The organism is Aeromonas schubertii (assembly GCF_000820105.1).
GTDB lineage: Bacteria > Pseudomonadota > Gammaproteobacteria > Enterobacterales > Aeromonadaceae > Aeromonas > Aeromonas schubertii.
This window is the reverse complement of sequence record NZ_CDDB01000001.1, coordinates 88,655-109,322: the sequence shown is the minus strand read 5'-3', so window position 1 is coordinate 109,322 and position 20,668 is coordinate 88,655. Positions and strand designations below refer to the sequence as shown.

Annotated in this window: 21 protein-coding genes and 1 riboswitch; of the genes, 11 read left to right on the top strand and 10 right to left on the bottom strand. The window is 64.0% G+C overall.

What is annotated here, in order from left to right:
- Positions 1-104 precede the first annotated feature (104 nt).
- The gene (locus tag BN1133_RS00450) at positions 105-974 is read left to right on the top strand and encodes a helix-turn-helix transcriptional regulator (RefSeq protein WP_082177848.1); all 870 of its coding nucleotides are present in this window, start codon (positions 105-107) and stop codon (positions 972-974) included.
- Here the strand turns inward: BN1133_RS00450 and BN1133_RS00445 are convergent.
- Complete coding sequence (locus BN1133_RS00445) at positions 971-3,010, bottom strand: sensor histidine kinase (protein ID WP_407922031.1); 2,040 nt, start codon at positions 3,008-3,010, stop codon at positions 971-973. The genes BN1133_RS00450 and BN1133_RS00445 overlap by 4 nt on opposite strands.
- Positions 3,004-4,344, bottom strand: coding sequence for a sigma-54-dependent transcriptional regulator (locus BN1133_RS00440; protein WP_050664600.1), 1,341 nt, complete (start codon positions 4,342-4,344; stop codon positions 3,004-3,006). Before BN1133_RS00440 ends, BN1133_RS00445 begins: the two co-directional genes overlap by 7 nt.
- A 249-nt stretch (positions 4,345-4,593) precedes the next feature.
- Here BN1133_RS00440 and BN1133_RS00435 point away from each other — a divergent pair, with 249 nt between their 5' ends.
- Genes BN1133_RS00435 through BN1133_RS00410 form a run of 6 tightly spaced genes read left to right on the top strand, consistent with a single transcriptional unit; the run spans position 4,594 to position 9,894 of the window.
- Positions 4,594-5,409 carry an ABC transporter substrate-binding protein gene (locus BN1133_RS00435; protein ID WP_082177847.1) on the top strand — a complete coding sequence of 272 codons (816 nt, stop codon included), beginning with the start codon at positions 4,594-4,596 and terminating at the stop codon, positions 5,407-5,409.
- Positions 5,406-6,107 (top strand): ABC transporter permease, encoded by a 702-nt coding sequence (locus tag BN1133_RS00430; protein WP_050664598.1) that lies wholly within the window; start codon positions 5,406-5,408, stop codon positions 6,105-6,107. The genes BN1133_RS00435 and BN1133_RS00430 overlap by 4 nt, the downstream gene beginning before the upstream one ends.
- A 1-nt stretch (position 6,108) precedes the next feature.
- Entirely contained in the window at positions 6,109-6,807 is a 699-nt protein-coding gene (locus BN1133_RS00425) for an ABC transporter ATP-binding protein (protein WP_050664597.1), read from the top strand.
- On the top strand, positions 6,791-7,375 hold the full coding sequence (gene mobA / locus BN1133_RS00420) for a molybdenum cofactor guanylyltransferase MobA (protein WP_153006671.1): 585 nt from the start codon (positions 6,791-6,793) through the stop codon (positions 7,373-7,375). The genes BN1133_RS00425 and mobA overlap by 17 nt, the downstream gene beginning before the upstream one ends.
- Positions 7,362-9,119 (top strand): bifunctional molybdopterin-guanine dinucleotide biosynthesis adaptor protein MobB/molybdopterin molybdotransferase MoeA, encoded by a 1,758-nt coding sequence (locus BN1133_RS00415; RefSeq protein WP_050664595.1) that lies wholly within the window; start codon positions 7,362-7,364, stop codon positions 9,117-9,119. Before mobA ends, BN1133_RS00415 begins: the two co-directional genes overlap by 14 nt.
- A gap of 55 nt (positions 9,120-9,174) precedes the next feature.
- Positions 9,175-9,894 carry a substrate-binding periplasmic protein gene (locus tag BN1133_RS00410; protein ID WP_231686214.1) on the top strand — a complete coding sequence of 240 codons (720 nt, stop codon included), beginning with the start codon at positions 9,175-9,177 and terminating at the stop codon, positions 9,892-9,894.
- Between the two features lie 43 nt (positions 9,895-9,937).
- Here BN1133_RS00410 and BN1133_RS00405 read toward each other — a convergent pair whose 3' ends face one another.
- The 3 genes from BN1133_RS00405 to BN1133_RS00395 all read right to left on the bottom strand — a co-directional run bounded on the left by BN1133_RS00405 (position 9,938) and on the right by BN1133_RS00395 (position 12,349).
- On the bottom strand, positions 9,938-10,654 hold the full coding sequence (locus tag BN1133_RS00405; protein ID WP_050664593.1) for a MaoC family dehydratase: 717 nt from the start codon (positions 10,652-10,654) through the stop codon (positions 9,938-9,940).
- A gap of 124 nt (positions 10,655-10,778) precedes the next feature.
- On the bottom strand, positions 10,779-11,726 hold the full coding sequence (rlmF, locus tag BN1133_RS00400) for a 23S rRNA (adenine(1618)-N(6))-methyltransferase RlmF (protein WP_050664592.1): 948 nt from the start codon (positions 11,724-11,726) through the stop codon (positions 10,779-10,781).
- A 137-nt stretch (positions 11,727-11,863) separates the two neighbouring features.
- On the bottom strand, positions 11,864-12,349 hold the full coding sequence (locus tag BN1133_RS00395; RefSeq protein ID WP_050664715.1) for a C40 family peptidase: 486 nt from the start codon (positions 12,347-12,349) through the stop codon (positions 11,864-11,866).
- 268 nt (positions 12,350-12,617) lie between these two features.
- Here BN1133_RS00395 and BN1133_RS00390 point away from each other — a divergent pair, with 268 nt between their 5' ends.
- Together BN1133_RS00390 and BN1133_RS00385 are read left to right on the top strand one after the other, a co-directional pair.
- Positions 12,618-13,322, top strand: coding sequence for a 4'-phosphopantetheinyl transferase family protein (locus tag BN1133_RS00390; protein WP_050664591.1), 705 nt, complete (start codon positions 12,618-12,620; stop codon positions 13,320-13,322).
- Positions 13,323-13,335: 13 nt separating this feature from the next.
- A complete protein-coding gene (locus tag BN1133_RS00385) occupies positions 13,336-14,184 on the top strand; it encodes a tetratricopeptide repeat protein (RefSeq protein WP_050664590.1) in 849 nt (282 codons plus the stop codon).
- Between the two features lie 138 nt (positions 14,185-14,322).
- On the opposite strand, the gene BN1133_RS00380 is transcribed toward BN1133_RS00385, so the two are convergent.
- Both BN1133_RS00380 and ribB read right to left on the bottom strand, forming a co-directional pair.
- Positions 14,323-14,562: an Lpp/OprI family alanine-zipper lipoprotein gene (locus tag BN1133_RS00380; protein ID WP_005363258.1), complete on the bottom strand. Its 240-nt coding sequence runs from the start codon at positions 14,560-14,562 to the stop codon at positions 14,323-14,325.
- 219 nt (positions 14,563-14,781) lie between these two features.
- Complete coding sequence (ribB, locus tag BN1133_RS00375; RefSeq protein ID WP_050664589.1) at positions 14,782-15,438, bottom strand: 3,4-dihydroxy-2-butanone-4-phosphate synthase; 657 nt, start codon at positions 15,436-15,438, stop codon at positions 14,782-14,784.
- A gap of 91 nt (positions 15,439-15,529) precedes the next feature.
- Positions 15,530-15,674, bottom strand: a riboswitch (FMN riboswitch).
- 165 nt (positions 15,675-15,839) lie between these two features.
- On the opposite strand from ribB, the gene purU reads away from it, so the two are divergent.
- A complete protein-coding gene (purU, locus tag BN1133_RS00370) occupies positions 15,840-16,676 on the top strand; it encodes a formyltetrahydrofolate deformylase (RefSeq protein ID WP_050664588.1) in 837 nt (278 codons plus the stop codon).
- A gap of 40 nt (positions 16,677-16,716) precedes the next feature.
- Here purU and BN1133_RS00365 read toward each other — a convergent pair whose 3' ends face one another.
- Both BN1133_RS00365 and cls read right to left on the bottom strand, forming a co-directional pair.
- Entirely contained in the window at positions 16,717-17,982 is a 1,266-nt protein-coding gene (locus BN1133_RS00365) for a DUF945 family protein (RefSeq protein ID WP_050664587.1), read from the bottom strand.
- A gap of 66 nt (positions 17,983-18,048) precedes the next feature.
- Positions 18,049-19,530: a cardiolipin synthase gene (gene cls, locus BN1133_RS00360; protein ID WP_050664586.1), complete on the bottom strand. Its 1,482-nt coding sequence runs from the start codon at positions 19,528-19,530 to the stop codon at positions 18,049-18,051.
- Positions 19,531-19,622: 92 nt separating this feature from the next.
- On the opposite strand from cls, the gene BN1133_RS00355 reads away from it, so the two are divergent.
- Positions 19,623-20,183 (top strand): YceB family lipoprotein, encoded by a 561-nt coding sequence (locus BN1133_RS00355; protein WP_050664585.1) that lies wholly within the window; start codon positions 19,623-19,625, stop codon positions 20,181-20,183.
- A 6-nt stretch (positions 20,184-20,189) separates the two neighbouring features.
- On the opposite strand, the gene BN1133_RS00350 is transcribed toward BN1133_RS00355, so the two are convergent.
- The gene (locus tag BN1133_RS00350; RefSeq protein WP_050664584.1) at positions 20,190-20,621 is read right to left on the bottom strand and encodes a GNAT family N-acetyltransferase; all 432 of its coding nucleotides are present in this window, start codon (positions 20,619-20,621) and stop codon (positions 20,190-20,192) included.
- Positions 20,622-20,668: the final 47 nt, after the last annotated feature.

Below are 20,668 nucleotides of genomic sequence, written 5' to 3'. Positions count from 1 at the left end.
TTTGATGACCGGGTTTATCCATGCCCGCCTGGTGGCGGAATCCCTTTTATGACCGGGTTTATGAGTGCCCGACAGGTGGCAGAGCCCCTTTTATGACCGAGTTTATGAATGCCCGCCAGGTGGCGGAGTATCTGGATCTGAACGAGAAGAAGGTGTACCAGCTCGCCAACGAGGCGCGCATCCCGGCCACCAAGGCGACCGGCAAGTGGCTGTTTCCCAAGTCATTGCTCGATCGCTGGCTGCTCGGCAGCTGCCATGACGGGGTGATGAACGATCGGCTGATCCTGGCCGGCTCCGACGATGTGTTGCTGCAACACGGGCTCGGCCGTCTGGCCGAGCGCCTCGGCAGCAACGCCCTGCTGGGCTATACCCCGTGCGGCACCCGTCAGGGGCTGGCCATGCTGGCGCGCGGCCACGTGGATCTGTGCGCGGTGCACTGGGGACGGGCCGAGGAGTCCCACCTGCGCCATCCGGCCCTGATCCAGCAATACCAGGGGCACCGCCAGTGGGTGCTGGTGCACGGTTTTCGCCGCATGCAGGGGCTGATCCTGCGCCCTGGGCTCACCCTCTCGTCGGTGGAGGCGGCCCTGCCGCTCAACTGGGCGATGCGCCAGGAGGGGGCGGGCAGCCAGCGCGCCCTGCAGGAGTGGCTGCTCACCGAGGGACGCCCGATGGAGGATCTCAGCACCCTGGCCCGCTGCGACAGCGAGCAGAGCCTGGCCGCCACCCTCTGCCGGGGTGAGGCGGATGTGGGGCCGGGGGCCCTCTCTACCGCCACCGAGTTTGGCCTGGGCTTCCTGCCGCTCTCCCAGGAGAGCTTCGATCTGGTGATGCCCCAGGGGGTCTTCTTTCGCACCCTGCTGCAGCAGCTGATCGAGTGGCTGCAGGGGAGCGAGGGGCGCGAGCTGGCGGCCCGCCTCGGCGGCTATGATCTGGCCGGCTGTGGCAAACCCCTCTGGAGCCCCCAGGGCTAGCCGCTCACCCCCAGCCGCCAGGCGTCGGCACCGCCCGCGTCGACGCCCTTGAGCCGGGCACGGCTGCGCAGACGCACGGTGAAGCAGCTCCCCTCCCCCGGCACCGAGCTCACCTGCAGAGTGCCACCCCAACGGTCGACGATGCGATAGCAGAGGGCCAGGCCAAGGCCGGTGCCGTTGGCCCGGGTGGTGAAGAAGGGCTCGAAGATGCGATCCTGCAGGGCGGGGGGGATGCCACAGCCATCGTCACGCACCCGGATCTCGGCGCCGCACACCTCCCCTCGCTCACACCAGTCGCTGGTGGTCACCTCGATGCGCCCCGCCGTGCCTCCCTGCTCCCGCTGGCGGGCGATGGCGTGGCCGGCGTTGACCAGGAGGTTGATCATCACCTGCAACAACTGCTGGCGGTCGGCCTCTACCGGGGCGCTTGCCGCGAGCCGGCTCTCGACCGCCACGCCCTGCTGACGCAAGGTGGCCCCCACCAGGGTGAGGCTCTCCCCGATGATGGGGCCCAGGTGTTGCCACACCGGGGGGGTCTCGTACTCGCCGGGCCGGGAGTATTGCAGCAGGCTGCGGGTGATGGCGCGAATGCGATCCACCTGGGCCAGCACCTGCTCTATCTCGTCGGGGGGCGATTCGCCGAGCTCCATCTTGAGCAGCTCCATGTTGCCGAGGATCACCGCCAGGGGGTTGTTGATCTCGTGGGCCACCCCGGCGCAGAGCTCGCCCAGGGCCGCCAGCTTCTCACTCACCCTCAGCTGCTGGCGCGCCTCGGTGAGCATCCGGATATGGGCCTCGAGCTCGGCGGTCTTCTGATGCAGCCGCTCGGTACGCTCGGCCACCTTCTCCTCCAGCAGGCCGGCGGCGCTGGCTATCTGACGGTTGCGCTCGGCCAGCAGATCGAGCATGGCGTCAAACTGGCGCCCGAGCTGAGCCAGCTCGTGAGCGGGATCGAGGCCGAGCTCGCCGATACGCGCCTCCTGCTGGCGGCGGGTGGCGCGCACCACCCGGTGGATCTGCTCGATGGGGGAGAAGAGATCCCGCGCCCCCCGGTAGACCAGCAGGCCGGAGAAGAGCAGGATCACCACCACCCAGCCCCCCAGTTCCATCAGATTGACCAGATAGGTGCGCACGAAGGGCCACTCGGGAAAGCCCACATAGAGCATGCCGATCACCTGGCCATAGAGGTTGTGCAGGGGCTCGTAGCCCGACACGGCCCAGGCATCATGGACCCAGGCGCGGTCGACCCACACCTCGCCACGCTCCAGCACGTGGCGGCGCACCGGCTCGGAGACCCGGGTGCCGATCGCCCGTCCGGCCCCCTGCTCGCTGTCGGCGGGGACGTTGGTGCTCACTCTCAGATCCCCGAGAAAGAGGGTCACCGCCCCCTGCTCACCCCTTGGCAGGGTGCCGCGCACAAAGACCTGATCCCGCAGCCGGTCTACCAGGTGGCCGTTGCGATTGATGAGCATGGCCCCCTCCAGCACTCCCTGCAGCCGCCCGTCGGGGCCGCTGACCGGCACCCAGGAGAGGCTCACCATGGCGCGGGTCTCCTCCCCTATCCGCGCCTGGCGGGCCAGGGCCGGGTCGAGCGCCGCCAGCGCCGGCTCATCCCAGAGGGCAAATTGGTTGACCGATTGGCCCCGCTGCAACTGCTCGGCCACCCACAGGGGCAGGGCCGCGAGATCGATGTCCCGGCGCAGGCGCACCAGATCGAGGGCGCCGCGCTCCCCCGGGTGGGCGAGCCACGCCCCCAGCGCCTGGGGAGTGTGGCGCAGCTGCTGCTGAAAACGCCAGCTGTCGCGCAGGTGGGTGAGAAACTCGCTCTGGTGCTCCTGCTGCACCACCAGCGCCTGATGGGCCACCCCGAGATCGGCCCGGGCGCGACTGAGCAGATTCTGCCAACTGTAGGTGAGGGTCCAGTAGAGGGTCAGCCCCAACATGCCGACCAGGGTCACCAGGATGGGCACAGAGGTGAGGGTGAGCAGTCGCCAACGCACCCGGGTGCGCCAGCGCAGCGGCAGGCGCCCTAGCACGACTCCCACTCCTTGAACTTGCGCTCCAGGGTCTTGCGGGCCACCCCCAGGATGCGGGCCGCCGCCGACTTGTTCCCGTCACAGCAGGCCACCACCTGCTCGATATGGGCGCGCTCCACCCGCGCCAGATCCCACTCGTCCGGATAGCCCCCCTCGGAGCGGGCCGGGCTCTGCCACTCCAGGGCCGGGGGCTTGCCGAGCAGCAGGCTGCGCTCGATGAGGTTACGCAGCTCCCGCACATTGCCGGGCCAGTCGTGGCCCTGCATGGCGGCCACATCCTCATGGGTCCAGTGGAGGGGCTCCATCCCCATCTCGGCGGTGAGGCGGGTGGTGAAGTGGTGGACCAGGGCGGGGATATCCTCGGGGCGCTCGCGCAGGGGGGCGACCCGCAGGGTGACCACGTTGAGGCGGTAGTAGAGGTCGGCGCGAAAACGCCCCGCCTCTACCTCGGCCTTGAGGTTGCGGTTGGTGGCGGCGACGATGCGCACGTCCACCGGCAGCTCCCGCTCCCCCCCGACCGGGCGGATCGCCTTCTGCTCCAGGGCCCGCAGCAGGGAGGATTGCATGGCCAGGGGCATCTCGCCGATCTCGTCGAGAAACAGCGTCCCCTGGTGCGCCTCGCGAAACAGCCCATCGCGCCCCTTGCGGGCGCCGGTGAAGGCCCCCTGCAGGTGGCCGAACAATTCGCTCTCGAGCAGCTCGGGGGCAATGGCGGCGCAGTTGACCGGCACGAAGGCACCGCTGCGGCCACTGAGCTGGTGCAGGGCGCGGGCCACCAGCTCCTTGCCGGTGCCCGACTCCCCCTCCACCAGCACGGCAGCCGGTGAAGGGGCAACCCGGGCGATCAGGGTCTTGAGCTCGCGGGTGTTGGCCGAGTCACCGATGAGTTGCATGGGGAAGTGTTTGCTCACCTCCTGGCGCAGCAGCCAGTTCTCCCGCTCCAGTCGGCGCCGGGCGATGACGCGGTCCACCGACTGCACCATCTGCTCGAGGTTGAAGGGCTTGAGGATAAAGTCGCTCGCCCCGAGGCGCAGGGCGCGCAGGGCCGACTCCATGTCACCGAAGCCGGTCATGAAGATGAGATCGGAGCGGCGCTCCTCGGGTTGCAAGGATTCGTGCCACTCGATGCCCGAGCGCCCCGGCAATCGGATGTCGGCGATGATGAGGTCAAAGTGCATCCGGCTGCGCAGGGCCTCGGCCTCCTCCACGCTGGCGGCCACCTCGATCTGGGCGAAGCGCCTGGCCAGCGCCTTGCACAGGAAGGAGCGCATGCCGGGCTCGTCATCGACGATGAGCAAAGAGAGGGCAGACCAGCTGGGGAGGGGCAATGTCATGGGAGTTCTCGCACTGGGACAATCCGGGCCCAAAGGCCGCCAAGGGGTGAGACATTTTGTCCTCTTTACCCTTATAAACCAAGGGGATGTCGCACAGGGGCCGGCCCCCGCGCTCAAGATCCGACATTAACCAATTGTTTTATATTAACTTTATTAATGTCGTTCGAGCTGGCACTCCCCTTGCTAACAGGATCCCCCATCCAGGAGGACCCCGGAGCGGGCCCCAGTCACCAGCCAATGGAGAATCTCATGAAACGCCTCGCCGCCCTGTTACTCGGCACCCTGCTGCTCGGCCAACTGGCCCAGGCCGAGCCGGTCAAACCCCTCATCCGCCTCGCCACCACCACCAGCACCGAGCAGTCGGGCCTGCTGGGCTGGCTGCTGCCCCAATTTACCAAGGAGACCGGTTATCAGGTGCAGGTGCTGGCCGCCGGCACCGGCCAGAGCCTCAAGATGGGGGAGAATGGCGACGTGGATCTGGTGATGACCCATGCCCCGAGCGCCGAGAAGAAGTTCGTGGACGGGGGCTTTGGCATCGAGCCGCGCCACCTGATGTACAACGACTTCGTGCTGGTCGGCCCAAAGAGCGATCCGGCCGGTATCAAGGGCAAGCAGGATGCGGCCCAGGCCCTCAAGACCCTGGCCGGACAGGATGCCACCTTCGTCTCGCGCGGCGATGAGTCGGGCACCCATATCAAGGAGAAGAGCCTGTGGCAGGCCGCCGGCATCACCCCGGCCTTCAAGGGCTACAAGTCCATCGGTCAGGGGATGGGGCCGACGCTCAACATGACTTCCGAGCTGGGCGGCTACACCCTCACCGATCGCGGCACCTGGCTCGCCTATGAGGGCAAGCTCAAGCTGGCCCTGCTGCTGGAGGGGGACCCGCGCCTGTTCAACCCCTATCAGGTGATCCTGGTCAACCCCGAGCGCTGGCCCAAGCTCAATACCCAGGGGGCCCGGGTCCTCAGCGACTGGCTGGTCTCCCGGCATGGTCAGGCCCTGATCAACCGCTTTAGCGTGAACGGCAAGCAGCTGTTTGTGGCGGACGCCGACAAGCAGGCATGAGTTCACTGCTGGAGACCACCCGGCAGGCCCTCGGCCTGCTGCTCGGCGGCGATCCCGACCTGTGGCAGATAGTCGGGATCTCCTTTACCGTCTCGGGGCTGGCGCTGGCCATCTGCTGGTTGCCGGCCCTGCTGCTCGGCTTCGCCCTGGCCTATCTGCCTCTGCCGGCGCGCTGGCTCTGGCTCACCCTGCTGCACACCCTGCAGTCGATCCCCACCGTCGTGATCGGTCTGCTGCTCTATATGCTCCTCTCCCGCTCCGGTCCCCTGGGGGATTGGCAGTGGCTCTTCACCCAGCAGGGGATGATAGCGGGCCAGGTGCTGATCGGTTTTCCGGTGGTCGCCGCCATGTCTCACGCCACCTTTCAGCACAGTGACCGCCGCGCCTTCGAGACCGCGCTCACCCTCTCGGGCTCTCGCCTGCGCGCCTTGCGTCAGGTGTGCCACGAGTGCCGCTTCGGCCTGCTGGCCGCCGGGGTGACCGCCTTTAGCCGTATCGTCACCGAGGTGGGGTGCGCCACCCTGGTGGGGGGGAACATCCTCTACTTCACCCGCAACATCACCACCGCCATCGCCCTGGAGACCCAGAAGGGAGCCTTCACCCAGGGCATTGCCCTGGGCATGGTGCTGCTGGCCCTGGCCCTGCTGCTCAACCTCTTGCTCGCGCTGCTGCAGGGGCGCGCCTTTCTGAGGAGCTGACATGCTTGCCCTTCACGCCCACCACCTCCATATGCAGTTCGGCGAGCGCCCGCTCTTCTATATTCCCGAGCTCGCCATCCAGCCGGGAGAGGCCATCTGGCTGCGCGGAGCCAACGGGGTGGGCAAGACCACCTTGCTCAAGATCCTGGCCGGACTGCAGCGCCCCACCCGGGGGCGCCTCAATAACCGCCCTCCCCTCCCCCTGCGGCTGGCACGCCGCCTGGGTCTGGGAGAGCCGGGGCCGGGGCGGGTCATCTACCTGCACCAGAGCCCCTATCTGTTCGACGGCACGGTGCGCGACAACCTGGGCTGGGGGGCCCGGCGGGGATCGGCCAGGCGTCTGGTGGATGCCCTGCACCGGGCCGATCTCGATCACCTGGCGGGGGAGCATGTGTCGCTGCTCTCGGGGGGGGAGCGCCAGCGCCTGGCCCTGGCCCGGGCCTGGGTGCTGGAGCCCGCCTTCCTGCTGCTCGACGAGCCCACCGCCAATCTCGACCATCACTCCATTGCCCTGATGGCCGATCTGACGCAAGATCTGGGCTCCCGGGGCTGCGCCCGGGTGGTGACCAGCCACCAGGAGAACCTGTTGACCCGCCACTGCCAGCGCCACTGGCTGCTGCAACACGGCCAGTTACAGGAGAGCAGCCCCCTGACCCTCTATCGCATGCCAACAAGAGATGCCCATGTCCAACGCGCCTGACACCCTCATCGCCGTCATCCTCGCCGGTGGCCGAGCCACCCGTATGGGAGGCAGCGACAAGGGGTGGATCCCCCTGCGGGGCAAGCCCCTCATCTGCCACGTGCAAGAGCGCCTGGCCCCCCAGGTCGACGGCCTGCTTATCAATGCCAACCGCAATCTGGCGCGCTATCAGGCGCTCGCCCCCGTGGTGAGCGACACCCTGGGCGACTACCCCGGCCCCCTGGCCGGCATGCTGGCGGGGCTTGAGGCCGCCACGAGTGAGTGGGTACTGTTTGTTCCCTGTGACACCCCCTTCCTGCCGCGGGATCTGGTATCACGCCTCCAGGCCGCCCGCACCCCCGAATGCGAGGTGGTGGTGGCCCACGACGGGGAGTGGCTGCAACCCGTGGTCGCCCTGGTCAAACGCTCCCTCAGAGGATCCCTGGCCGCCACCCTGGCCGCCGGAGAGCGCCGCATCGACCGCTGGTATGCCAGGCACACCATGGTGCTGGCCGATTTCTCCGACTGCCCCCACGCCTTCGACAATTTAAACAGCCCCGACGAGCTCGCCCGCCATGACTCAAATTAGCCCCGATCTCCCCATCATCGGCTTCGCCGCCTGGAGCGGTACCGGCAAGACCACCCTGCTCGAACAGCTGATCCCCGAGCTCACCGGACGGGGGCTGCGCCTGGCCGTGCTCAAGCACGCCCACCACGACTTCGATCTGGATCAACCGGGCAAGGATAGCTGGCGCCTGCGCAAGGCCGGGGCCAGCCAGGTGCTGATCGCCTCCTCCCGGCGCCACGCCCACCTGACCGAGACCCCGCAAGGGGAGGCCCCCCTCGGCGAGCTGCTGGCCAAGCTGGATCGGCGCGCCCTCGACCTCATCCTGGTCGAGGGATTCAAGCACGACCCCATCCCCAAGATTGCCCTGCACCGCGCCGCCTTGGGCAAGCCCCTGCCCGAGGTACGCCCCGAGGATCTGCTGGCGGTCGCCTCGGACGTGCCCCTCGAGCTCACGGTGCCACTGCTGCCGCTCAACGAGGTTGCGGCCATCGCCGACTTTATCGAGGCCCATCTGGCCGCCCCGACCCGGGCCGAGAGCGGCTGCGATGCCTTGAGCCCCGCCTTTCTCTCGGTCGAGCAGGCCCGCGAGCGCATCCTTAAGGCCCTCACCCCCCATCCCCGCCAGCAGACCCTGCCCCTGGCCCAGTGCCTTGGCCGGGTGCTGGCAGCCAGCCTGACCAGTCCGGTCAATGTGCCGCCCCACGCCAACTCGGCCATGGATGGCTATGGCCTGTGCGGCACGGATCTCGCCTGCGGCCAGTGGCGCCTGATGGGCGAGGTGCTGGCCGGTCACCCGAGCTCGCTGCAGCTGGCCCCCGGAGAGGCGGTACGGATCATGACGGGCGCCCCGCTGCCCGCCGGCGTCGATACGGTGGTGATGCGCGAGCAGGCCATCGAAGAGGCAGGCATGGTGCGTTTTACTGCGCCGCTGAAACAGGGGCAGAATGTGCGCCAGGCGGGAGAGGATCTCGCCGCCGGCGCCATCGCCATTCCCGCAGCCACCCGGCTCGGAGCCCCGGAGCTGGGACTTGCCGCCTCTCTGGGCTACCCGGAGCTGACTGTGCTGGCCCCCCTCAGGGTGGCACTCTTTAGCACCGGTGATGAGGTGCAGGCTCCGGGGGAGCCCCTGCGCCCGGGCGCCATCTACGACAGCAACCGCTTCACCCTGCGCGCCCTTATCGAGCGTGCCGGAGGCGAGGTGGTGGATCTGGGGATCCTGCCCGACAATCAGGCGATGATGGAGAGCGTCCTGCAACAGGCCGCCGCCGAGTGCGACCTGGTGCTGAGTTCGGGGGGAGTATCGGTAGGCAATGCGGACTATATCCGCGATGCCTTGGAGAAGCTGGGCGCCGTGGCCTTCTGGCGTATTCAGATGCGCCCGGGACGCCCGCTCGCCTTCGGCAAGCTGGGAGAGACCCCCTTCTTCGGCTTGCCGGGCAATCCGGTGGCGGCCGTGGTCTGCTTCCTGCAATTCGTGTTGCCGGCCCTGCATGCCCTGGAGGGCCGCAACTGGCGGCCGTGGCGCCTGATGGCCCGCGCCCTGGAGCCCATGAGAAGCCGCCCCGGACGCAGCGAATTTCTGCGCGGCATCGCCGAGCAGGATGCCAACGGCCAGCTGCAGGTACGCACCACGGGCCCCCAGGGATCGGGGATCTTGAGCTCACTGTCGAGGGCCAACTGCCTTATCGAGATCCTCCCCTCCCAGCCGGGCATTCGCACCGGCGAGGCGGTCTGGATCCATCCCCTGCAGGGATTGCTGGGATAGGCGTTTTCACGGGGATTGTGTGTCACAATGGCCCGACACAGGTCGGGGGATAATGATGGCAAGAGCGCTGATCACACTACTGCTGATGCTGCTGGCAAACCCGGCTCCCGCCGAGACGCTCAAGGTCGGAGTCAGCTTTGCCATTCCCCCCTATGTCATCCGGGAAACAGATAGCGGCATCGAGCTGTCGCTGCTGCGCGAGGCGCTGGCCGGGGCCCCCTATACCCTCTCTTTCCACTATCTCCCCCTGCGCCAGACCTTCGCGCTGATGGAGCAAGGCAAGCTCGATGCCATCATCAACGTCAAACCGGGCATGCTGCAGAAGGGATACCTGTCGGCCCCCGTTATCACCTTCTATAACCGCATCTTTACGTTGGCCCCTCACCGGCTCAACCGCCTCGAGGAGCTGGCGGGGCTGCATGTGGTCGCCTTCCCCAAGGCCCGCGAGATCCTGGGTCCCGAGTTCGACCATGCCGCCACATTGAGCCAATCCTATCAGGAGCAGCCCCGCCAGGAGCACCAGGTGCGCCAGCTCTTCGAAGGGCGCGCCCAGGCCATCGTGCTGGAGCGGCGCATCTTCGAGTACTACCGCCGTCACTTCGCCAAAGAGGCCCCCACTGTCTATGACCCGCAGCGGGTCATCGAAAACCCCCTCTTTGCGCCCACCGTCTACCACTTCGCCTTTCGCGAGCCCACGATGCGCGATCACTTCGATGCGGGGCTGCGCCGGCTGCACACCAGCGGTCGTTATCAGGCGCTGACAGAAGGCCAGTAACGACGACAGGGCCCGCAGGCCCTGTCGATTGCACTCATCGAACTCAGAAGTAGAGGCGGGTGAGCGACTCGATAACACAACCGGGACGACGTACGCCCTCTATCTCGACCTTGATCTCCTTGAGGAGCTCGATCCCCCCCTTGATCGGGGTCACCCGGGCCAGTTTGGTGCGGGCTCGAATGCGGCTATCCACCTTGATGGGATAGGGAAAACGCACGGAGTCTAGGCCAAAGTTCACCACCATACGGGCGCTTGGAAACTCGGGGTTGCTCTCGTCGACCGAGCCGGTCAGTTGCGGGAGCAGGGCCAGGGTCAGGAAGCCGTGGGCGATGGTGGTCTTGAAGGGCGACTCGGCGGCGGCACGCTCGGGGTTGGTGTGGATCCACTGGTGATCCCCCGTCACCCGGGCAAAACCGTCGATCATGGCCTGATCCACCAGCAGCCACTCACCGACGTGGGTCTCTTCTCCCACCTGGGCGAGCAGGCGATCATGGACGGCAGCCGCCTCCCCCTCCAGGGCGATCGGGCTCGCCTCGGGCGTGCCGTTGACCACCTGGGCCTCGGCCACCTGGGCTGGCTGTGCCTGCTGTTGGGAGGCATCCCCCCACTCGATCACCCGACCAAACAGGGGATGGTGCTGGGCCTTTTGCTGAAACTCGTGCCAATAATCGCGTATGGCGGGAGAGAGCCAATCCTTGAGCTCAAATGGATGCTGCGCCAGTATCTCCTTCTTGCGCTTCAGAAAATCGACAACCTTCATCAACCTTTCCTTTCAGTCCGGGTGTGCCTTAGACAGGTCAAACCAGTTGTTATTTTAAGAAAGTCGCAGGTGAAATTGCAAAAAAATCTCGGCGTACAACTGTACCACACGCCGAAGTGGTCACTCACATCCCCCCCGGAGGCAGGCGCGATGACCCCGTGTTGGAGAAACGCCAGGCCAGGATCCGGGTCACCTTGTTCCCCTGCTCCATGGGGATCACCCGCACCTCGGCGGCCTTGACCGCCGCCAGTGCCTTGCGCGCCGGGGCCAGGTTATCCCCCTTGGAGACCAGGGTGGTAAACCAGTCGCACTGGGTGGCGTAATCGGCACTCTCGGCAATCATGCGCCGCAAGAACGCCAGCTCACCCCCATCGCACCAGAGCTCGTTGTGCTGGCCACCGAAGTTAAGGCTCGGCTCCCTGCCCCCCTGCGGCTGACGCTCACCCCGGGCGCGGGCCAGATTGCGCAACTTGCGCTCGCTGCCGCTGCTCGCCTCTTTAGCCGAGGCATGAAATGGCGGATTGCAGAGGGTGGCGGCGAAGTGCTCGTCCGGGCGCAGCAGCCCCTGGAAGATATGGCGCCGATCCGGCTGTAGACGGCACTCTATCTGCCGCTGCAGGGCATTGCTCTGCACGATCAGACTGGCACTCCTGAGAGAGGCAGGCTCCACATCCGAGCCGACGAAGCTCCAGCCATACTCCTGGTGTCCGAGCAGGGGATAGATGCAGTTGGCCCCGGTGCCTATGTCGAGCAGACGCACCCGCTTGCCACCGGGGGCTGTGCCCTCCCCCAGCAGATCGGCCAGATGGTGCAGATAGTCCACCCGTCCCGGGATAGGGGGACAGAGGTAACCGTCCGGAATATCCCAAAAACGCAGGCGATACATGCCAAACAGGATGGCGGCATTGAGGGCCTTGACCGCACGGGGGTCGGCAAAGTCGATGGTGAGCCGTCCGTGGGGCCCTGGCCTGACAAAAGGTGCGAGGGGGGGATGGGCCTTGATCAGCATCTTGAAGTCATAGCCGTGGCGATGACGGTTGCGGGGGTGGAGTCCACTGCGGGTGGTCGACATGGGGAGGCTCGCCTTAAAAACCGGCGCACACTATAGAGGCTAGCCCCCTGAAATGCCAAGGGCTCCCGAAGGAGCCCCTGCTATCTCTCTGGAGAAACGGTTCGTCCGAGGAGCCGTTTTTCCAGAGGGACCAAGATTCAGATCTCGATGCGTCGTGCCTGCCAGAACTTGGATCGCCAGTAGCGATCGTCCAGCTTGGAACGGGTCACCCCTTTACGGGTCGAGGCGTGAATAAACTCGCCATTGCCCACGTAGATCCCCACATGGTTGAGGCGGGAGTTGATCTTGAAGAAGACCAGATCCCCTTCCACCAGCTCGTTGCGAGCAACCCGGGTCCCTTCGTGAACCTGAGAGCGGGTGGAGCGGGGCAGTTCGACGCCGAGGGCATCACGAAACACCTCGCGGGCAAAGGCAGAGCAGTCGACACCACGTTGGGTCGTGCCACCCATCCGATAGGGAACACCGCGCCACTCTTTGTAGACCATCATGATCTCTTCGATGCTCGGGGCACTGGTTTCCGGCTCCACCACCGGCTCGACCATGGAGACCTCAATCTTGCTCGCAAGCTCCGGATCCGGCGTCGATGAACAACCCGCCATGCCCAGTGCTACCAGCAGCAGCATCAAGTAACGCAATCCCTTCTCTCCCTAATGTAAACAATAAGTTACAATCAGGTTCCCAGAACCTTTGCAGACAACAGGTTTCGACTATAAAGAAGAAACGGGTCAGATCAAGAAATAAAACCCATCGACATCACATTTTCTTGCAAAAACTCCTTATTTTTCATGCCAAATGTGATCATGGGCAAACAATAGACAATTCTCGACAAGGCTACCCTGCCGATAGCAAATATGGTTTTATTGGCGCCTCAAGCGCATTTTGGAGTGAAAAATGGTGCATCGGGTCGACCTCTTCCTGTTCTCCCTGACCGGGGAGGAGACGCAGATCTCGCCCGATCTGCAGGCGTGCCTCCCGGCCGATGAACGGCAGCATGCCGCCCGTTTCACCTCACCCGGCCGGGCCAGGCAGTGGCTTCTTACCCGCGCCCTGCTGCGCCGTGAGCTGGGTCGGCGCCTCCCGGGACACCCCTTGCACTTTGGCACCCTGGCGGGGGGAAAACCCTGTCTGCTCGATGACGCCTGGTACTTCAACCTCACCCACAGCGGTGACTGGGCCGTGCTGGCGTTGTGCCAGGAGGGGCCGGTGGGCGTCGATCTCGAGCTGGGAAGACGGGCACGGGATCTGCTGAAACTGGCCCGGCGTTTCTTCGCCCCCGAGGAGAGCCAATGGCTCGCCGCCCTTCCCGAGCCCTCCCAGGCAGATGGCTTCTACCGGCTCTGGGCCCGCAAGGAGGCACTCCTCAAGGCCCACGGGGGTGGGCTGGCTGCCGGTCTCGAGAACGTTATCTTCCATCCGGAGCAGGAGTGGTGGCTGGAAAATCGTCTCGATCACCACACCTACGAGGTGAGCGACAGCCCCTTTCAGGAGGGATGGTTGGCCCTCGCCACCCGGGGAACTCATCATCTCGCCATCCACTGGCTCGACGAGAGGCTTGAAATCTGCCCCGAGCCCCCCCATCTAGCCATTAATCTGTAGCGAGAGCCTCTCTATGATCGTCGACATTACTCCCCAGAATTTTCACACCGCCCTGCTCGATGCCTCCATGCAAAAGCCGGTGGTGATCTACTTCCACGCCCCCCAGATGCCCGAATGCCAGGCGATGACCCCCCTGGTCGAAGCCCTGGTCGGTCACAACAATCCGGCGGTGACCCTGGCCAAGGTCGATATGAACGATCCCCAGTTGCAGTCTCTGGCGACCCAGCTCTCCCTGCGAGCCCTGCCCGCCCTGGTGAAATTCCATCAGGGTAGACCCGATGAGGAGGGGTTTCTGGAAGGTCCCCAGGATGAGGCCGCCCTGCGCCACTACTTTGCCGCCTTCGCCCCCCGTGAGGAGGAGACCCTGCTGACCCAGGCCCGCGAGCATCTGGAGCAGGACAACGCCGGCGAGGCCCTCCCCCTGCTCACCCGCGCCCATCAGCTGGCACCCGAGCGCCACGACATCACGCTCTGGCTCATTCAGGCCGAGCTGGATCTCAACCAGCTGGATCAGGCGCAGCAGCGCCTTGCCACCATTCCCATGGTGGCCCAGGACGATCACTATCAGGTGCTCTGCTCGCGTCTGGATCTGGCGCGTCAGGCCTCGGACAGCCCCGAGCTGCGGGCCCTCGAGGAGCAGCATGCCGCCCGTCCCGATGACCTTGCCATCGGCCAGGAGTTGGCCGTGCTCTATAACGCCGCTGGTCGCCAGGAAGAGGCACTGGAGCTGCTGATCACCATACTGCGCAAGGATCTGGGGTTTGGAGAGGCGAGAAAGATCTACCTCGACATCCTCAACACCATGGGGAGTACCCCGGTCGCCTCGGTATGGCGGCGCAAGCTCTACAGCCTGCTCTACTGATGACAAGCCGGTCACTCGACCGGCTTCTTAATTACCGGTATGAGAGGGGCATGGGAGGGAAGATATGCGAAAGTGGTCAGACCACTAGATGGCAGGCAAAAAAAATGGCGCAGTTTCCTGCGCCACTTTTTACATGAATTACTTCTTGTAGGAAGTAGCCATGTTGTCCAGGCGCTGGTTAGCACGAGCAGCTTCAGCCTTGGCATCAGCTACGTCGGCAGCGATCTTGGACTGGTCAGCACGAACGGCGCTAACATCTTGAGCCAGCTGATCAACCTTGTTAGACAGGTTCTGAACAGAAGTTTCCAGCTCGGTGTTAGCACAACCGCCCAGCAGAGCAGACAGACCTACAACACCTACCAACAGCATTTTTTTCATTTTTAGCTCCCTTTAACTCGCCAGACGTTTAGCAAGCGGCGTTATTATGGCACAAATAAAAAGAAGTTTGCATAGGGCTTTTCAAGGATAAATGCATTATTTCACTCATTTTTTTTCGTCAGCTTAAAAAAGCATCAGAAGAAACAAAAAACGGTGAAATTCCCATCAAAGCCGAGACAGAGCGTAACCAATTGCAGATGAAATGACAAACCTCATCTGTCATCGATGACCCTGTCTCAACAGTGCCAGACGATACTGTACCAGATCCTCGATGGTCAATACCGGCATACCCTGTTTCAAACCGAATGCGACCAGATCAGGCAGGCGCGCCATGGCGCCATCCTCCAGGGTGAGTTCACACAGCACGCCGAAGGGCTTGAGACCGGCGAGCGTCATCAGATCCACGGTGGCCTCGGTGTGACCACGGCGAGTCAGCACCCCCCCCTCACGGGCACGCAGGGGAAAGACGTGACCGGGGCGATTGAGGTCGGAAGGACGGGCATCGTCGGCAATGGCGGCACGAATGGTGGTGATGCGATCGGCGGCCGAGACCCCGGTGGTGACCCCCTCGGCCGCCTCTATGGTGACGGTGAAGGCGGTCTGGTATTGGCTCGAGTTGGCCTCGACCATCATGGGCAGCTCGAGGCGGCGCACCCGCTCCTCGGTCAGGCAGAGACAGACAATCCCGGAACACTCGCGGATCATCAGCGCCATCTGGGCGGGGGTCATGGATTCGGCGGCGAAGATGAGATCCCCTTCATTTTCCCTGTCTTCGTCATCGGCAACCAGCACACCGCGACCCTGACGCAGGGCCTCGAGGGCGGCTTCGACACGTTCAATAGGGGTACCAAAAGGGGAGAGCAGAGACTGATTCATGGTAATACTCCGTTGATTAACACATACCAGAATCAGGGCACGGAAAGGCAGACAGAAGCACAGGGACGCAGGCAATCCCGCGTACCCATGCCCTTATCCTCTTTCATCCGGACTATCACCGTCGGCTCCGGCCTCGCACCGGATCTGCTGACCCCGACGACCGTCGGGCGCTCGCGGGCTCCCTGCCAAGGCAGGATACCGCCGGTGGGGAATTTCACCCCGCCCTGAGAATAAGCAGCGACAGGGTAGTGAAAACCTTTGCCTGAGACCAGAGCGAGCCTGAAAAAAGTTCTCCTCTGCGGCAGCGGTCACGCAGTCGTGGCGCCCTCGCCCTCTCTCATGGCATAGTGCGACAAAAACGGCGCACTGCGCCCATCACAATGGACACGATGACAGAGAAAATGGAAAAGAAAATTCTGCTGACCGACTGCCCCGACGCCAAGGGGCTGATCGCCAAGATCACCAACATCTGCTACAAGCACCAACTCAACATCATCAAGAACGACGAGTTCGTGGATCACCCCCAGGGGCGCTTCTTCATGCGCACCGAGCTGGAGGGCCGCTTCAATGACGAGACCCTGCTGGCCGACCTCGACGATGCTCTCCCCCAGGGAGCCTCCCGTCGTCTGGTCAAAGCGGGCGCCAAGCGGGTGGTGATCCTGGTCACCAAGGAGTCCCATTGCCTCGGCGACATCTTGATGAAGAGCTATGCCGGCGCCCTCAACATCGAGATTGCCGCCGTCATCGGCAACTACGACACCCTGGCCGAGCTGTGTGGCAAGTTCGATATCCCGTTCCATACGGTCTCTCACGAGGGGCTCGAGCGCGGGGAGCATGAACGGCAGGTGCGCCAGCTTATCGACGGCTATACCCCCGACTATGTGGTGCTGGCCAAGTATATGCGGGTATTGACCCCCGAATTTGTGGCGGCCTACCCGCGCCAGATCATCAACATCCACCACTCCTTCCTGCCCGCCTTCATCGGGGCCCGCCCCTATCTGCAGGCCTTCAACCGCGGCGTCAAGATCATCGGCGCCACCGCCCACTTCGTCACCGACGATCTGGATGAAGGGCCCATCATCGAGCAAGACGTGATCCATGTGGACCATGCCTTCGACGCCGAGGCCATGGCCAAGGCCGGCCGGGATGTAGAGAAATCCGTGCTCTCCCGCGCCCTGGAGCTGGTGCTGTGCGAGCGGGTCTTCGTCCACGGCAACAAGACAGTGGTCTTTAAATAGGCAAACAAAAGGCGCCCGAGGGCGCCTTTCTTGACGGTCTTTACATGGCCGGCAGGCCATTGATGGTCACCCTGCCCCGGGAGAGGATGACCTCGGCCTTCAAGGTATCACCGGCGGGCTTGAAGTAGCCCATGCCGGTCAGGTTGCGCAGCAGGGGGGCCGCCTGGGGCAGCGCCTCCCCCAACTTGCCCGACACGCTCGCATCAAACTGGCCGGAGAGGGCGCGCCATCCATCCACCCCGTTGGTCAACTGTGCCAGAGTGGTGGAGGAGAGCACCAGATTTCCCTTTATGGTCACCGGCTCACCATTGATACGGGCCGACAGACGATCCAGCTCCAGGGTCATCCCCCTGCCCAGCAGTTGATCGAGGGCCTGCTCCAGCTTGGCAGGATCCAGGTCGGCACCGTTGGCCTGCTGCAGGGCACGATACCCCTCCAGATCCATCCCCTTGAGGCGCATGGAGAGGATCCCCTCACTCAGGGCAATACTCTCCCCTTCCATCTCCAGATCGAGGCGCTCAAGACCGGTCTCGTACTGGCTGCCCAGAGTATCGGCATCGTCCCCCTCCAGCCGTGAGCTGGAGTGCAGGCCCCGAGCCTTCAGGGTGAACCCCTCCCCGGCCGACAGGGAGAGAGCGGCCACCTTGCCCTCACTGGCGGGAACCATGACAAGACCGGCAATCCTGTCAAGATCCGCACTGCCACTTGCCCCCTCCAGGGTCAGCTCGATGGGCTCGTCACTCTCCCGATAACGCAGCCCTTGCCAATCGAAGGTGAGGCGGCCATTGCCTTTCAGATCGCCGCTGAAGTTGAGGGTCAGAGGGTGCAACGCTATGCTGCTGCCCTGCTCGTCGAGTGTGACCTCGGGCATCGTCAGGCGACTGGCGTTGCGTCCATTCCAGTAGCTGGTCCTGCTCTCCAGAATGGGCTCCCACGCCTGTAGCCCCAGCTCCTTGAGCAGGGCAGCGAGATCCCCACGCTCCTTGTCGAGGGTCACCCGGGTGCGCCCATAGAGGGGAAAGATGGTCGTGCGGCTGTGAAGGTAGAGTCGCAGAGCCTTGTCATCGCCGGCCGAAGCTCCGAGGCTCTGCAACAACTCGGGAGAGAGGGTCAGAACCACGTCCCCGTCCCGTCGAAACAGACCCGACTCCGCCGGCAGCCACTCCAGTTGCAGGCCTGTCTCCTGGTGGATCTTGGCAAACTGCACGGGGATCTGCTCGTCGATCCGCTGCCCCGTGTACCAACAACTGCCAGCCGCACCGGCCAGCAACAGCACGGCCACACCACCCGTCACCCTCTTTTTCATTCTTTTTCATCCTGTGATCAAACGACAGCAGGCACTCTACGAAGCGACAGGCGCGATGACAAGCACTCAAAGCAAGGGGCTAAAGAGGTAACAGAGATTTTCCATCATGCGCCGATACCAGCTGCGCCGGCGCCACTGGGCCAGATTCATGGGGCTCGCCTTCTCCATATAACCTTCGACCAGCTGGCGAAGCTGTCCGACGAAGGCCGGGTTGTCCACCAGCAGGGTCATCTCGAAGTTGAGCCAGAGGCTGCGCCGGTCGAGATTGACCGTACCGACCAGGGCAAAATCGCCATCCACCAGGACGCTCTTGGTATGCAGCAGGCCGGCATCATAGCGATAGATCTCCACGCCAGACTCGAGAAGCTCCTCAAGGAAGGCATTCCCCGCATGGTGGGCGAGCCGGGAGTCGTTGCGATGGGGCAGGATAAGCTGCACCTGTACCCCTCGGTCGGCGGCCGAGCGCAAGGCGGCCGCCAGGGGATCGTCGGGCACGAAGTAGGGGGTCGTCAGCATGATGCGCTCCCTGGCCTGATAGATGGAGAGCAGCAGGATCTGCTGGATACAGTCCCCCCCCTCGAAGGGGCCGGAGGGGATGAGCTGGGTGCGCACATTGATAAGGGGCCAGGCCTCGGGCTGATGCTGCAGGCTGTCGAGCAGGCGCTCACCGCTCTCCATCTCCCAGTCCCACACGAACAGGGACCACATGAGGGGCACCATGGGCCCCTGAACCCTGAGCATGATATCGACCCACTGGCCCACCCCGGCATCTTGCTTGAAGAAACGCGGATCGACCATGTTCATGGAGCCGGTGTAGCCCACCTTGTCGTCGATCACCACCAGCTTGCGATGCATGCGCAAATCCTGGCGCTGGAAGGGGATGCGCCATGCCCCTACCGGCAATACCTCGATGAGACGAACCCCGGCCTCGCGAAAACGTCCGGGCCAGGGGGAGCGAAAGAAGGCCTTGCTCCCCACCGAGTCGAGCAGCACGCGACAATCCACGCCGCGTCGGGACGCCTCGATAAGCGCCTCGCCAACCTCGTCGGCCCAGCCTCCCGGATGCCAGATGTAGAACTCCAGATAGCACGACAGGGTCGACTGACGGATATCGCCGGCGATTTCACCCAGGATCCGCTCCGGGTGATCGAGCAGGGTCATGCGATTGCCCGAGAGCATGGGCATGCCGAGGCGCCCCTGCACCAGATCGTGCAGGGGCGCGGCTTTGTCACCCACCTGGCATCGATACTGGGGAAAGCGACCGGCCAGCTGACGGATCCAGACCGCATAAGGGGTGTACATGGTCTTGGCTCGCTCACCACGGCGGCGACCGAGACGGATCTCCCCAAACAGGATATAGAAACCGACCCCGGCAAAGGGAATGGCATAGATGAGGGAGAGCCAGGCCAGAGAGACCCCTATCGGGCGTCGTTTGAAGATCACTCGCAGGGAGACACCCGCCACGATGACCGTATGAAACAGCAGCAGCAACAGGCCTAAAAAATGGGTGACGAGATCGTGCAGCTCTTTTTCAACACCGTTGAACAAACTCGCTCCTTATATGGGACCAGAGAGAGGACGCAGAGCAGGCCACTGAAGCTGTGGTATGCTTTGCGCCCCCATACTATCAGGTTATTCATATGGTTCTCCAATCTCTGCTACTGAGCCTGGCCCTCCTGGCACCGGGACAGAGTGAAGTCAGCGAACAGCAGCTGACCACCCTGCTCAATCAGAAGGGACAGATCGAACGACAGGTTCAGATGAAGGGGCTCTTCGATGCGCGCCTGCAACTGACCGAAGGGGAGGTCGAACTCGGCCGCCAGCAACCCGGCATGGCCAGGGTCACCGGCAGGGGCACCGCCACCATCACCATGGGCAACAAGCCCCCCGTCGATGCGCGCCTCTTTGTGACTCTGGATGGCAAACCCCGCTACGAGGCCCAAAGCCACGCTCTCTATCTGGACGAGGCCAGGGTAGTTGAATATCGAATGGAGCCAAAAGAGGCCCAGCAACAGTACTGCATCATGGTCAACCTGCTGCTACAGAGCCTGCAACAGCGGCTTCAGGGGCAACCGGTCTATCGCCTCGATGGCAAGGATGCCCGCACCCGCTGGTGGCGCGACAATCTGAACGGTATCGAGGTGCTGCCCGGCAAGCTGAAGCTGACGCTCAAGGAGACGGCGGGCAAGGAGAGAGGCTAAACGGGATCAGGCGGAGCAACGATGGCGGATCAGGGGTTCGACACAGTAACCGAGCTCCACCTGACCGCTGACCCGGGAGCGCATGGGCTCGGGGAGTTGGGGGAGTTCACAACGCAAAAATCCGGCGCGCAGGTAAAAATCTCGCTCGAACGGGAGCACCTGACAGAGTACGGGACGATCCCCCAGAGTCTCGCAGGCATGCTGCAACAGCAGGGAGCCTATTCCCCTGTGCTGATAGTGGGGGAGCAGTTGCAGACCACAGAGGTGGTAGTAGCCCTCCTCGGCGCGCATACGCAGCACCCCCACCAGCCAGTGGGAATCCTTCGCAACGAAGATCCGCTCCGACAGATCCGGGTCGTAGCGGGAGAAGACCCGCTCGTAGAAGTCGCGGATGAGTGTCAGATCCGGATCGAAGAATTCTGAGAAGTGTAAATTCATCCTGATGGATGGGGCGTCCCTGGCCCACTCCTGAAATGGTGAACAGT

What these genes read in the sequence shown, in the direction of transcription:
- BN1133_RS00450 (WP_082177848.1), top strand. Translation starts at nt 105, where the DNA reads ATGAATGCCCGCCAGGTGGCGGAGTATCTGGATCTGAACGAGAAGAAG.
- BN1133_RS00440 (WP_050664600.1), bottom strand. Translation starts at nt 4,344, where the DNA reads ATGACATTGCCCCTCCCCAGCTGGTCTGCCCTCTCTTTGCTCATCGTC.
- BN1133_RS00435 (WP_082177847.1), top strand. Translation starts at nt 4,594, where the DNA reads ATGAAACGCCTCGCCGCCCTGTTACTCGGCACCCTGCTGCTCGGCCAA.
- BN1133_RS00430 (WP_050664598.1), top strand. Translation starts at nt 5,406, where the DNA reads ATGAGTTCACTGCTGGAGACCACCCGGCAGGCCCTCGGCCTGCTGCTC.
- BN1133_RS00425 (WP_050664597.1), top strand. Translation starts at nt 6,109, where the DNA reads ATGCTTGCCCTTCACGCCCACCACCTCCATATGCAGTTCGGCGAGCGC.
- mobA (WP_153006671.1), top strand. Translation starts at nt 6,791, where the DNA reads ATGTCCAACGCGCCTGACACCCTCATCGCCGTCATCCTCGCCGGTGGC.
- BN1133_RS00415 (WP_050664595.1), top strand. Translation starts at nt 7,362, where the DNA reads ATGACTCAAATTAGCCCCGATCTCCCCATCATCGGCTTCGCCGCCTGG.
- BN1133_RS00410 (WP_231686214.1), top strand. Translation starts at nt 9,175, where the DNA reads ATGGCAAGAGCGCTGATCACACTACTGCTGATGCTGCTGGCAAACCCG.
- BN1133_RS00405 (WP_050664593.1), bottom strand. Translation starts at nt 10,654, where the DNA reads ATGAAGGTTGTCGATTTTCTGAAGCGCAAGAAGGAGATACTGGCGCAG.
- rlmF (WP_050664592.1), bottom strand. Translation starts at nt 11,726, where the DNA reads ATGTCGACCACCCGCAGTGGACTCCACCCCCGCAACCGTCATCGCCAC.
- BN1133_RS00395 (WP_050664715.1), bottom strand. Translation starts at nt 12,349, where the DNA reads ATGCTGCTGCTGGTAGCACTGGGCATGGCGGGTTGTTCATCGACGCCG.
- BN1133_RS00390 (WP_050664591.1), top strand. Translation starts at nt 12,618, where the DNA reads ATGGTGCATCGGGTCGACCTCTTCCTGTTCTCCCTGACCGGGGAGGAG.
- BN1133_RS00385 (WP_050664590.1), top strand. Translation starts at nt 13,336, where the DNA reads ATGATCGTCGACATTACTCCCCAGAATTTTCACACCGCCCTGCTCGAT.
- BN1133_RS00380 (WP_005363258.1), bottom strand. Translation starts at nt 14,562, where the DNA reads ATGAAAAAAATGCTGTTGGTAGGTGTTGTAGGTCTGTCTGCTCTGCTG.
- ribB (WP_050664589.1), bottom strand. Translation starts at nt 15,438, where the DNA reads ATGAATCAGTCTCTGCTCTCCCCTTTTGGTACCCCTATTGAACGTGTC.
- purU (WP_050664588.1), top strand. Translation starts at nt 15,840, where the DNA reads ATGGAAAAGAAAATTCTGCTGACCGACTGCCCCGACGCCAAGGGGCTG.
- BN1133_RS00365 (WP_050664587.1), bottom strand. Translation starts at nt 17,982, where the DNA reads ATGAAAAAGAGGGTGACGGGTGGTGTGGCCGTGCTGTTGCTGGCCGGT.
- BN1133_RS00355 (WP_050664585.1), top strand. Translation starts at nt 19,623, where the DNA reads ATGGTTCTCCAATCTCTGCTACTGAGCCTGGCCCTCCTGGCACCGGGA.
- BN1133_RS00350 (WP_050664584.1), bottom strand. Translation starts at nt 20,621, where the DNA reads ATGAATTTACACTTCTCAGAATTCTTCGATCCGGATCTGACACTCATC.